Annotated in this window: 14 protein-coding genes and 2 tRNA genes; 3 read left to right on the forward strand and 13 right to left on the reverse strand. The window is 42.8% G+C overall.

The window, feature by feature from the left end:
- Positions 1-70: 70 nt before the first annotated feature.
- The 3 genes from modF to gpmA all read left to right on the forward strand — a co-directional run bounded on the left by modF (position 71) and on the right by gpmA (position 3,588).
- Entirely contained in the window at positions 71-1,555 is a 1,485-nt protein-coding gene (modF, locus tag PXH59_RS08735) for a molybdate ABC transporter ATP-binding protein ModF (protein ID WP_285811345.1), read from the forward strand.
- 211 nt (positions 1,556-1,766) lie between these two features.
- The gene (locus PXH59_RS08740; RefSeq protein ID WP_047770268.1) at positions 1,767-2,606 is read left to right on the forward strand and encodes a CPBP family intramembrane glutamic endopeptidase; all 840 of its coding nucleotides are present in this window, start codon (positions 1,767-1,769) and stop codon (positions 2,604-2,606) included.
- Positions 2,607-2,835: 229 nt separating this feature from the next.
- Positions 2,836-3,588 (forward strand): 2,3-diphosphoglycerate-dependent phosphoglycerate mutase, encoded by a 753-nt coding sequence (gene gpmA / locus PXH59_RS08745; RefSeq protein WP_047770273.1) that lies wholly within the window; start codon positions 2,836-2,838, stop codon positions 3,586-3,588.
- 74 nt (positions 3,589-3,662) lie between these two features.
- Here gpmA and aroG read toward each other — a convergent pair whose 3' ends face one another.
- The 13 genes from aroG to cydX all read right to left on the reverse strand — a co-directional run bounded on the left by aroG (position 3,663) and on the right by cydX (position 12,240).
- Positions 3,663-4,715 (reverse strand): 3-deoxy-7-phosphoheptulonate synthase AroG, encoded by a 1,053-nt coding sequence (aroG, locus tag PXH59_RS08750; protein WP_047770275.1) that lies wholly within the window; start codon positions 4,713-4,715, stop codon positions 3,663-3,665.
- Between the two features lie 248 nt (positions 4,716-4,963).
- Positions 4,964-5,683, reverse strand: a complete 720-nt coding sequence (gene pnuC, locus PXH59_RS08755; protein ID WP_285811346.1) for a nicotinamide riboside transporter PnuC — start codon at positions 5,681-5,683, stop codon at positions 4,964-4,966.
- A 287-nt stretch (positions 5,684-5,970) separates the two neighbouring features.
- A tRNA-Lys gene (locus PXH59_RS08760) sits at positions 5,971-6,046 on the reverse strand.
- A 31-nt stretch (positions 6,047-6,077) separates the two neighbouring features.
- Positions 6,078-6,153, reverse strand: a tRNA-Lys gene (locus tag PXH59_RS08765).
- Between the two features lie 156 nt (positions 6,154-6,309).
- A complete protein-coding gene (cpoB, locus tag PXH59_RS08770) occupies positions 6,310-7,086 on the reverse strand; it encodes a cell division protein CpoB (protein ID WP_047770279.1) in 777 nt (258 codons plus the stop codon).
- A 9-nt stretch (positions 7,087-7,095) separates the two neighbouring features.
- Positions 7,096-7,596: a peptidoglycan-associated lipoprotein Pal gene (gene pal / locus PXH59_RS08775; RefSeq protein ID WP_047770281.1), complete on the reverse strand. Its 501-nt coding sequence runs from the start codon at positions 7,594-7,596 to the stop codon at positions 7,096-7,098.
- Positions 7,597-7,638: 42 nt separating this feature from the next.
- The gene (gene tolB / locus PXH59_RS08780; protein WP_434223375.1) at positions 7,639-8,925 is read right to left on the reverse strand and encodes a Tol-Pal system beta propeller repeat protein TolB; all 1,287 of its coding nucleotides are present in this window, start codon (positions 8,923-8,925) and stop codon (positions 7,639-7,641) included.
- A 189-nt stretch (positions 8,926-9,114) separates the two neighbouring features.
- Positions 9,115-10,140, reverse strand: coding sequence for a cell envelope integrity protein TolA (tolA, locus tag PXH59_RS08785; protein WP_285811350.1), 1,026 nt, complete (start codon positions 10,138-10,140; stop codon positions 9,115-9,117).
- A gap of 35 nt (positions 10,141-10,175) precedes the next feature.
- The gene (gene tolR, locus PXH59_RS08790; protein WP_285811352.1) at positions 10,176-10,607 is read right to left on the reverse strand and encodes a colicin uptake protein TolR; all 432 of its coding nucleotides are present in this window, start codon (positions 10,605-10,607) and stop codon (positions 10,176-10,178) included.
- A gap of 24 nt (positions 10,608-10,631) precedes the next feature.
- Complete coding sequence (tolQ, locus tag PXH59_RS08795) at positions 10,632-11,321, reverse strand: Tol-Pal system protein TolQ (protein WP_047770290.1); 690 nt, start codon at positions 11,319-11,321, stop codon at positions 10,632-10,634.
- Entirely contained in the window at positions 11,318-11,722 is a 405-nt protein-coding gene (ybgC, locus tag PXH59_RS08800) for a tol-pal system-associated acyl-CoA thioesterase (protein WP_285811355.1), read from the reverse strand. The genes tolQ and ybgC overlap by 4 nt, the downstream gene beginning before the upstream one ends.
- 114 nt (positions 11,723-11,836) lie before the next feature.
- Positions 11,837-12,124 carry a cyd operon protein YbgE gene (ybgE, locus tag PXH59_RS08805; protein WP_285811356.1) on the reverse strand — a complete coding sequence of 96 codons (288 nt, stop codon included), beginning with the start codon at positions 12,122-12,124 and terminating at the stop codon, positions 11,837-11,839.
- Positions 12,124-12,240: a cytochrome bd-I oxidase subunit CydX gene (cydX, locus tag PXH59_RS08810; RefSeq protein ID WP_072059785.1), complete on the reverse strand. Its 117-nt coding sequence runs from the start codon at positions 12,238-12,240 to the stop codon at positions 12,124-12,126. Before cydX ends, ybgE begins: the two co-directional genes overlap by 1 nt.
- Positions 12,241-12,243 lie beyond the last annotated feature (3 nt).

Raw genomic sequence — 12,243 nt, forward strand, 5'->3', positions numbered from 1 at the left:
ATTGACATTGAACATTATTCCGCTTATTTCTGGTGATCCTTTAATTAATGTTGCTTAAAAAGGAAGAAGAATGTCTGAATTGCAAATAACGCAAAGTCGTTTCCGTTTAAGTGACACCCGTACCCTACGGCTACCGTCACTGAAAATGATTTCTGGGGAAAGTTGGGCTTTTGTTGGCGCAAATGGCAGTGGAAAATCTTCATTGGCGCGTGCACTGTCGGGTGAATTAATCCAACTGGCAGGTGACCGTCATTGTTCGTTTCGCACACCAATACGTCTGTCTTTCGAACAATTACAAAAACTGATTGATAAAGAGTGGCAACGCAACAATACCGATTTGCTCAGTATAGGCGAAGAGGATACGGGACGCACTGCCGCAGACATCATTCAACTTCATCATAAAGATAATGAATTGTGTCTTGAATTAAGCGAATATTTTGGTATCAAGGATCTGCTCTCACGACGATTCAAATACCTTTCAACCGGGGAAGTTCGTAAAGTTTTGCTATGTCAGGCATTAATGGTAAACCCGGACTTGCTTATCCTTGATGAACCTTTTGATGGCTTAGACAGTTATGCTCGAGATCAACTTGCCCAATTATTAAATTCTCTGGCTGCGAAAGGCATTACTTTAGTTTTAATCTTAACCCGATTCCATGAAATTCCTGATTTTGTCGAACAAGTCGGTGTACTGGCGGATTGTCACCTGACGCTGGCCGGAAAGAAAGAACGCATTTTGGCAGAATCTCTCGTGGCACAGTTAGCACACAGTGAAGGGCTGAAAAATATTCGTCTTCCCGACAGCGATGAATACCGCACGGATGGACAACTTCCCGCTGATCAACCGTTAGTGTCAATGCGTGATGTTATAGTCCAATACAATGATAAACCCATTTTGCACGGCTTAAGCTGGCAAGTGAACCCTAATGAACACTGGCAAATCATCGGTGAAAATGGCGCCGGAAAATCGACACTTCTTAACCTGATTACGGGCGATCACCCGCAAGGTTACAGCAATGAGTTAATATTATTTGGCCGACAACGGGGAAGTGGTGAAACAATTTGGGACATCAAACGCCATATTGGTTATGTCAGTAACAGTATTCATCTGGAGTATCGTGTCAGTACCAGCGTTCGCAATGTTATTCTATCGGGTTTCTTCGATTCAATAGGACTTTATCAGGCCGTTTCAGACCGACAGCAACAGTTAGCCGATGAATGGCTGGATTTATTGGGGTTATCGGGAGCAACAGCAACCAGCCCGTTTCATAGTCTGTCATGGGGGCAACAGCGGCTGGTTTTGATTGCCCGCGCGCTGGTGAAGCATCCTGCTTTATTGATCCTGGATGAACCTTTGCAAGGGCTTGATCCTCTAAACCGCCAGTTAGTCCAGCGCTTCATTGATATCATGATTACTCATGGTGATACGCAGCTTCTGTTTGTCTCTCATCATCAAGAAGATGCGCCACAGTGCATTACCCATCGCCTGCGATTTATTCCTGACGGTGATATTTATCGGTATGAAACTGAAAATATTTCCTTAGGATCGCTGTAATCTTCATTCTTCGCTCAACATATTACTGTGATCCCTCTCTTGATGGAGAGGGGTTCCTATTACCGTTCGATTTAATCACTCTTTAATAAAATCAAGTCATATTTTTTTGATATTTTTTATGATTATTTTTGAATTTTTTAACTATTACTATAAAATCACCGTCCATTTTTAGACTATTTCATTGGTTTTTTTAAAGATAATAGGGAATTATATGGCTTGGGCATTACTTGCCATTGCATTGGCTCTTTTAGAAAGTCGCCAGAAAATTGCTTTTTTCGTCGCGCTCTTCGCAATCATTGCTGGGATCAGCACTAACGTGCTTACCTATCCTGCTATCATCACGCTGACAGTGATGGCTCTTTTAGGTATGGCATATATTTATTGCCAAAAAAACAGCAAAAAACATTTTGTCCCCAAAATAGTCATAGAGTTGTTGTTGCTCATCGGTGGTATTTTATTGTTTGTGCATTACATTCCAGGATTCCATAATCTCAAGTATCTGGATAAAGTGCAGGCAGGCCCATTCAGCGCACCTTTTTCAATGTATTTCAACTTTGACAAGGCGCTGCTGCCATTTATTCTAATATGCTGTATGCCGACTTTGTTCATCCGAAAACCGTTGGTTGATGCACCTGCTCACGGATGGGCATTATTGATCGCCGCTATTCCAGCGTTATTATGGCTTGCAACCGTATCAGGCGGTTTATCTGTTGAACTTCATTTACCGAATTGGTTCCCTGCCTTTGTGATTGCTAATCTTTTCTTTGTCTCTTTGGCTGAAGAAGCGCTGTTTCGTGGCTATATTCAGCAGAAGCTCAGTCAATGGATGAATCCTTACTTAGCCCTTGTCATGACCTCCCTGCTGTTTGGTGCTGCCCATTTTGCTGGTGGCGGTTTGCTGATGATTTTTGCTACGCTGGCAGGGTTAATTTATGGCCTGACCTGGCTGTGGAGTGGGCGTTTATGGGTGGCTGTTGCTTTCCATTTTTCACTCAATTTGATGCATCTGCTATTTTTTACCTACCCAATAAAATCCGTAATCATGCATTAAACTGAATTCCATTTGATCTGAATTGCCTCCCTCTATTCGGGGACAGTTCAGATCATAAACTGCCTGCTATCTCCTTCCTTCCAGATATATAATCGCCGTAATTATCATCAAACATGATTTTAAACAGGAGATACGAGACTATTGTTTGCCGTTTTAGCCTGTCGCGCCCTATAATGCCCGCAGCGATCTTTTCATTTTGTATTAAAAAGTACTGATAGGAGTTTAAGCTATGGCTGTAACTAAACTGGTTCTTGTAAGGCACGGAGAAAGCGAGTGGAACAAAGAGAACCGTTTTACTGGCTGGACTGACGTTGAATTGTCCGACAAAGGCCGCTCGGAAGCACAACAAGCAGGTCTTCTACTGAAAGAAGAAGGTTTCACTTTTGATGTCGCCTACACTTCTGTTCTAAAACGTGCTATTCACACTTTGTGGAACATTCTGGATCAGGTTGATCAGCAATGGCTGCCAGTTGAAAAAAGCTGGAAACTGAATGAACGTCACTACGGCGCATTACAAGGTCTGGATAAAGCAGAAACCGCAGCCAAATACGGCGATGATCAAGTTAAATTGTGGCGTCGTGGCTTCGCTATTACACCTCCTGATTTGACCAAAGATGATGAACGTTACCCCGGCCATGATCCTCGTTACGCCAGCCTGAACCCCGAAGAGCTGCCTGTTACTGAAAGCCTTGCTACTACGATTGAACGTGTTATTCCTTATTGGGAAGAAGTTATCAAGCCACGCGTAGAAAAAGGCGAAAAAGTCATTATCGCCGCTCACGGTAACTCCCTGCGTGCATTGGTGAAGTATCTGGATAATATGAGTGAAGAAGAAATTCTTGAACTGAATATTCCAACTGCTGTACCACTGGTTTATGAGTTTGATGAGAACATGAAGCCTATCAAACACTACTATCTGGGCAACGCTGATGAAATCGCCGCAAAAGCGGCGGCCGTTGCAAATCAGGGTAAAGCGAAGTAATCCTCAAAGGTTACATAAAAAGAATGTTAAAAGCCGGACTGATGTCCGGCTTTTTATGCCATTTTTGCGATAAATTAGCTTCTGCGACGCTGAACGGCCTGAGACAACTGACGCAGTAACATTTCGGTATCTTCCCAACCAATACAGCCGTCGGTCACACTTTGACCATAAACTAAAGGTTTACCATTCTCTAAGCTTTGGCTTCCTTCAACCAAGTGACTTTCAACCATAACACCCATGATCTCATTCTCACCCCCCGCAATCTGACCGCAGACATCAACACCGACATCCATTTGTCTTTTGAACTGCTTCGCGCTATTTGCATGACTGAAATCAATCATCACGCGGGGAGGCAAACCCGCTTTTTTCAGCCCTTCTTTAACGGCACTGACATGTTCGGCACTGTAATTAGGCTCTTTGCCACCACGCAGAATAATATGGCAATCTTGGTTGCCTATTGTATTCACAATTGCGGAGTGACCCCATTTCGTGACAGACAAGAAACAGTGCGATGAACTCGCTGAATTAATCGCATCGATAGCGACTTTAATTGTTCCATCTGTGCCATTTTTGAAACCAACTGGACAGGATAACCCCGATGCCAATTCGCGATGAATTTGAGACTCCGTTGTACGTGCCCCTATCGCGCCCCAGCTCATGAGATCGGCTAAATACTGAGGAGTAATCATATCCAGGAATTCACCTGCCGCAGGTAGTCCCATATTATTAATATCGAGCAATAATTTACGGGCAGTACGTAATCCGCCATTGATATTAAAACTGCAATCCATGCCTGGATCGTTAATCAACCCTTTCCAGCCGATAGTTGTACGGGGCTTTTCAAAGTAAACCCGCATGATAATTTCCAAATCGGCTTTCAATTTCTCACGTAATTTACTCAAACGCTCTGCATATTCTAATGCCGCTTGTGGATCATGAATTGAACATGGACCAATCACTACCAATAGACGATCATCTTCACCCATTAAAATATTATGAATAGATTCACGTGCATTACGAACAGTAATAGCACTTTCTTCTGTCGCCGGAAATTTTTCGAGTAATGCAACTGGTGGCAATAATTCCGTTATTTTTCTTATTTTTATATCGTCATTCTGGTAATTCATTATCCTTTCACCTAATACGTTTACAGTTATTTAAAATAATTTTGTGATCTCAATCTAACTGTTAGGCGTTGTTCTGTAAATAATCTTTGTGAGTAAAAATAGAATACTTTTTTATGGAAAATGCTATTGAAAGTAAAAGTGATGTTAATTCAAATAAATAGATAAATAAGAAGAGAATGTTTTGTAGAAAAATATCAAATAACAGGCCATAGAACGTTCATTATCTATGGCCGATGATCGCGTTTAATTTACACTTTCTTTTGGATGTTATCCGCTTGTTTCGCTGCCTTGTTCCACAGATGAGCGCCATTCAATGCAATACCTGTCAAAATAATATATTGCAGCGACATCGCCAAAACGCCTTGATAGTAATAAATCACGACACTGATAACATCAATGATGACCCAAATCAGCCAATTCTCTACATGCTTACGCGTCATCAGTATCATTGCCACAATGGATAATACTGTCATCACTGAATCCCAGAATGGGAAAGCATCAGGCTGTAAATAAGGCATGATGATATTAAAGCCCATACCCTGTAGGCCGAGCACTACCACTTTTGCCATATAACCAAATATTTGATCGATATTAAATGTCATGATTAATATGGCAAAGATGGAAACCGCAGCAAAAACAGCCATCTGTTTAGGGTTGAGCCACCGAATTTTAAGCTCTATTTGTTTTTGCTCATTGACTCGGCTCCATGCATACCAACCATAGATATTAGCCGCGAAGAAAAAGATTTGTAGAATGAGGCTAGCGTAGAGTTGAATTTGAAAGAAGATGACAGCGAATAGTGAGACATTAATTAATCCAAACAGGTAATTAATGATTTTTTCCTGACTAGCGAGCCAAATACATAACAGCCCTGCTATCGTACCAATTGCTTCAATATATGAAAGGTTATAGCCACCCGTTCCTAGAGGTATATGCACTAATATGTTATCAATGTTGAAAAAATCCATACTTTCTTATCCTTACCATAAATAATGTTTAGTATATCAATACAACAAACATGAAATGACGAGATAATCAGGCTATTTTGCGCTTTGTTGTTTTACATACTAAACAAGATAGCGAATTTAAGAAAAAAAGTCTTTAATTATTTTAACGATTTAAAAACGATAAGGAAAAAATGTGAAGTCAGTAATCAACTTATTAAGTTATCTGCTGCGATCAATTGATTAAAAGTCAATTGCTCTGCCGACTGAGCTAACAATTTATCTAAGGTGTGTTGAGATAATCATTTAGATGGTGGGTCGTGCAGGATTCGAACCTGCGACCAATTGATTAAAAGTCAACTGCTCTACCGACTGAGCTAACGACCCATCTAAGGAGTACTTGAGGTGAGAGTTTAGATGGTGGGTCGTGCAGGATTCGAACCTGCGACCAATTGATTAAAAGTCAACTGCTCTACCGACTGAGCTAACGACCCATCTAAATCTGCTTGGCAGTTATCCTTGCCAACGGCGGCATATATTACTGATTTCTCAGCATGACGCAACGTTTATTTTAGAAAACTTGTTTAAATGCTTATTTAGCAGTCAATTATCCCCCAAAAGACCAATATCTGACCTTTCGGGGATAATTATTACATTCCGGAAAGCTTTTTCTCGGCCATTTTGGCTGCATTAGTACCAGGATATTGCTTAACCACCTGCTGATAAACCGCTTTTGCTTTATCCTTTTGCCCTTTTTCCTGCATGATTAAACCCACTTTATACAGGGAATCGCTGCCTTTTGGTGACTTGGGATAGTCTTTCACGACAGTGGCAAAATAGTAAGCGGCATCGTCTTTCTTGCCTTTATTGTAATTCAACTGCCCTAACCAATAATTGGCATTCGGCAAATACTTAGACTTGGGATAGGATTTGGCAAAATTTTGAAATGCTACAATCGCTTTATCATATTCTTTGGTGTTGATAGCCAAGGAAACGGCGGCATCGTAATCACTTTTTTCACTTCCTGTACTCGTCGACGCAGCAGATTGTTTATTCCCAGCAGATGCCGAAGACGCAGCATTACGATTTTCTGGCGCTGAACTCTCTGCACTGGATGGATCCGTGATTTTATCCAATTGCAGATAAAGATCTTTTTGCCGCTCAACGATCTGATTTAATTGATACTGGTTTTCCTGAATTTGACCACGGAGTGTATCAATATCACGTTGAGAATCAGAAAGCTGTTGCTGGAGCTGGGTTAATAATTGACTATGAGCGTCAGAAATACGCTCTAATTGGGAGAGGCGCTCATCTGTGGAACCTGAGCCGACATTACTGATTGGCGCTCGGGCGGTAGCGGCCCAAGGAGCCGCTACGCCAACCAATAACGACAGACCCAACATATAACGTCTGAAGTTACTGTTCATGCATTACTCTTAGTATACGATCACAGCGCGACGATTTTTCGCATATGCTGCTTCGTCATGGCCAAGTACAGCTGGTTTTTCTTTACCGTAAGAAACGATAGCAAGCTGATCAGCGGAAACACCTTTGCCTTGCAGATACATTTTCACTGCGTTCGCACGACGCTCACCCAGAGCAATATTGTACTCTGGAGTACCACGCTCGTCCGCGTGACCTTCGATAGTCACTTTAACAGATGGGTTAGTACGCAGGAAGGCCGCGTGTGCATCCAACATTTGAGCAAATTCGCTGTTGATGTCGTACTTATCGAAACCGAAGTATACGATGTTGTTGTTTTGCAGCTCTTGCATCTGCTGACGTGCTAATTCTTCCGCAGACAGAGTCTTAGAAGAATTATCAACAGTGCTTACACCAGACTGATCATTATTGCCAGTTTTGTTAGAACTACACGCTGCTACGGCCATGATTGGTAAAGCTAACATCAGCCCTTTTAGCACTTTGTTCAGTTGCATCTCTTTGATCCTTTTATAGTTTGCTATACATATTATTATGCATCACAGATACGGCGACCAGGCAGGGGATTTTACCTGTCCATCGGTAGCCGGAAGACGCGCTTTGAAACGCCCATCAGTCGAAACTAGCTGCAATACAGTTCCCCACCCTTGAGTGGAGCTATAAATCACCATAGTGCCATTAGGTGCGATGCTCGGCGTTTCATCCAGAAACGTATCCGTCAAGACTTGGACAGATCCCGTTGCCAGATCCTGTTTGGCGATATGCTGACTGCCACTCGCTGAGCTAACCATCACAATAAAACTACCGTCAGGGCTAACATCTGCATCTTGGTTTTGTGGTCCTTCCCAAGTTAGGCGTTGTGGAGCACCGCCATTAATATCGATTTTATACAATTGTGGACGTCCACCCTGATCTGAGGTATAGACCAGCGTCTGGCTATCCGGCATCCAGCTTGGTTCAGTATTATTACTGCGGCCATCAGTGATCTGACGGATTTGACCAGACGCTAAATCCATCACATAAAGATTCAAACTACCGGTTTTAGATAATGCAAAGGCAAGCTTAGTCCCATCTGGAGAAAATGCGGGTGCTCCGTTATGACGCGGAAATGAAGCTACCTGACGTACTGCACCTGTTGCCAGGGTTTGAATAATCAGTGAGGAACGACCACCTTCAAATGTCACATAGGCAAGTTTGGCAGCATCTGGCGACCAGGCAGGTGACATCAATGGATCCGGTGAGCTATGTACGGTAAATTGATTATAACCGTCATAATCAGAAACACGCAGTTCATTTCGATACTTACCCGCACTGTTATTTTTAACGACATAAGCTATACGGGTAGTAAATGCACCTCTAATACCTGTCAGTTTTTCAAATACCTGATTACTGGCTGTGTGTGCCGAGAAACGTAACCATTTCTTTTCAACTGTGAATTGTTCTTGTGCCAATACCGTTCCTGGTGCACCAGCAACGTCAACAAGCTGATAGGAAACCAGAAATTTACCATCAGCACTGGGTTGAATATGTCCAACAACAACTGAATCGATCCCCAACGCAGCCCATGCGGCAGGCGTTACCTCTGATGCAGTCGTCGGTTGTTGCGGCATACGAGCAGAATCAATCGGATTAAATTTTCCACTGTTTCTCAAATCCGCAGCAATAATTGAACCAATATTTTCAGGTGATTCACCTGCCCCAGTCCATTTAAATGGGACAACCCCAATAGAACGGGCAGAATCAACACCCTGTGTAATTTCAATGCGAACCTCTGCATGAGCAAGTGCGGCCCACATTACCAGAAAGCCCAATATGACTTTAAACATCTGTTTAAAAGTTTGCTTCATCATCTCTCCCTTATCGCGATCTTTTATCTGCCGCAATAATCCGCCGGATTCTAACAAACGCCAACAAACAAAACTAGATACCTAAATAAAATCTAATAATTTTGTTTGTACATATAAATTATTCGAAAGTTTGCTTAGAGCATAACGATTATCTACCAAACATTTAACTTACTGCGGTTTAAATTCTAGTGTGAAACTCTTAAAATATTCATAAACCTCTTTGCTTGGTGGAGGCGGCATTTTTTTTGCCAAATTTGCGGCAGTAATTGCGGCTCGGCATAATGCCGGATCACCCGCCCCCGCTTTGATATCAATCAGTAATCCATCTGACGCCAGTTTTATGTTTAAATCACAAGTACGGCCGATATACAGGCTTGGATCACGAAAATTCTGCTGGATTGCAGCCTGAATCTGTCCCTTGTAATTGTTGATATCAGAATCCGAAGGACCGCTTTTCTTACCGCCACCTTTTCCTGCCGCAGTCGCTCCCCCCTGCTTAGGGGTATTAGACGTTAATCCACCTAACAGATCATTAACCGTTTGAGCTTGCTTTGCGGCTTCTGCCTTGGCTTTTGCTTTAGCCTCTGCTTCTGCTTTAGCCACTGCTTCTGCCTTCGCCTTAGCTTCGGCTTCCGTTTTAGCTTTTGCCTCAGCCGCCGCTTTACGTTTTGCCGCCTCTTCCGCTTCTTTCTTCGCCTGAGCTTCCGCTTTCTGGCGGGCTTCCGCTTGCTCTTTTAGAATTCGTTCTTTTTCTGCCAGTGCTTTTGCCGCCGCTTCTTCTGCCTGCTTTTGATCTTCGCGCGCTTTAGCGGCAGCAACCTCAGACTGTTTTTTCTGCGCTTCAGCTTCCTGCAATGCTTTAATTCGCTCTTCTTCAGCCGCTTTCAAGCGTTCCTGCTCTTCCGCCTGCTTTGCCCGCAACTCAGCCGCCTGTTGTTCAGCTTTTTTCTTCCGCTGTTGTTCAGCTAACTTTGCATTGGCCTGTTGCTGTTGCTGCTGATTATATTGCTGAACGACCGCATTCGGATCAACCATAACAGCATCAATGACAGTACCACTCTGTCCACCGCCGCCCATTTCTGTTTTTTGCACCCAAGAACCCCAAATCAGAAATCCGATCAGGATAATGTGCAATATTACCGAAATGATAATGGCCCGATTCAGCCTATTATTTTGCTCGCTTGTCTTTCCCACGCTCGACATCCAGAAACTTTAAGTAACAACCGCTGTCAGGCGCCGATAGGCTGGGTCATTAAGCCCACCGATTTTACACCTGCCTGACGAAGCATATTCAACGCCTTGATAATTTCATCATAAGGAACTTCCTTAGAACCACCAATCAGGAAAATTGTTTTCGGATTGGCCTTCATCACGGTTTGCGCTTCTGCAACGATTTGCTGTTCAGGTAATAATTCCAAACGTTCCTGGTTAACAACCATGTTGTACTGTCCTACCCCAGAAACTTCCACAATGACCGGCGGATTATCAGTGCTGGAAACTGTCTTTGAATCCACCGAATCAGGTAAATCGACTTCTACGCTTTGCGTGATAATCGGTGCTGTTGCCATGAAAATAAGCAGTAATACCAGCAACACGTCCAGCAAGGGGACGATATTGATCTCGGATTTTAGCTCACGTCTGCGACTACGAGTGTGCGCCATTCGCTGATTTCCCCTTACGATTTATTACGACTTATTAGTATTGGAAGCAAAAGCCTGACGATGCAGGATAGCCAGGAATTCTTCCATAAAGTTATCGTAAACTTGTTCTAGTTTGTTAACCCGCTGGTTCAGGCGGTTATAGGCCATCACCGCAGGAATGGCCGCAAACAGGCCGATAGCTGTTGCAATCAAAGCTTCAGCAATCCCCGGCGCAACCATTTGCAGGGTTGCCTGTTTAACCGCTCCCAACGCAATAAAGGCATGCATGATCCCCCAAACCGTACCAAACAACCCAATATAAGGGCTGATAGAACCTACCGTACCCAGAAATGGAATATGATTTTCCAATACTTCCAATTCACGATTTAGTGAAATCCGCATGGCACGGGAGGTTCCTGTGATAACAGCTTCCGGAACAGGGTTATTTGCCTGATGTAAACGAGCAAATTCTTTAAACCCGGAATGGAATATCTGCTCAGTGCCACTTAACGAATCACGGCGTGACTGACTTTCTTTGTAAAGGCGAGATAATTCAATACCAGACCAAAATTTATCTTCAAATGCTTCTGCCTCACGGCTTGCGGCATTCAGGATTTTTGTTCGTTGAATAATGATTGCCCAAGAGACGATAGAAAAGCCAATCAGAATCAGCATGATCAGCTGCACTAAGAAACCTGCCTTAAGAAATAAATCAAGGATGTTCATGTCAGTCACTGCTTAAACTCCGCGACAATAGACTTTGGAAGCGCAATCGGCTTCATTTGAGATGAATTCACGTAGACAACAAGGCATTCTGCACTGCTGACAACTACGCGATTACAATCAACAATTCGTTGAATAAATGTCAGAGAAGCACCACGGATATTCGTAACTTCGCTTTCAACAAACAGTTGGTCATCCAGTTTTGCTGGTTTCCGGTAGTCAATCGTCATACGACTAACAACAAAGCCAACTTGTTCATCTAGCATAGTCTGTTGCTGGAAACCTTTTTCCCGCAACATCTCTGTACGAGCTCTTTCGTAAAAACCCAAATACCGAGCGTGATAAACCACACCACTAGCATCTGTGTCTTCGTAGTAAACACGGATAGGCCAACGGAATAACATATTACTCATATAATCCTAATTAGGCGAATTGACGCTGTCACTATACTTAAGACAATAGCGCTTTGGAATGACCTGTCAGTAAAAAAAATTTATAGGCCGATGGCCTATAAAATTACAATTAGTTTACTTAAAGAAATGATATAAGCCAAAAAGAAGAATGAAAAATGCAGGTAACGGATGAAAAAATAATCGCCAAATAATACGGTTAGGATAAAAACCAACACCAAAAGTAACGCCAGAACAAACTGCCCAGATCAATAAAATACCTTGCCATATTTGTAGTGAACTGGTATTGGCGGCAAAACGTACAGGGTTCCAAAACACGCATGCAGCAAGTGTTAAAGCGATAATGAGGATAAGAGCCCTCACCAGGCTCTTATCCATAAGTTGGTAGCATTTATCAGCCAACATTATTTTTTGTCACTCTCAGAAGCGTTCTGTGATTCGCTATGCTCAAGTGCCAAAGCAGCAATGATAGCAAAGCTACAAGCTAAGAGCGTTCCGAGAATCCAAGCAAAATACCACATGCC

Source organism: Xenorhabdus bakwenae, from assembly GCF_030272115.1.
Classification (GTDB): domain Bacteria; phylum Pseudomonadota; class Gammaproteobacteria; order Enterobacterales; family Enterobacteriaceae; genus Xenorhabdus; species Xenorhabdus bakwenae.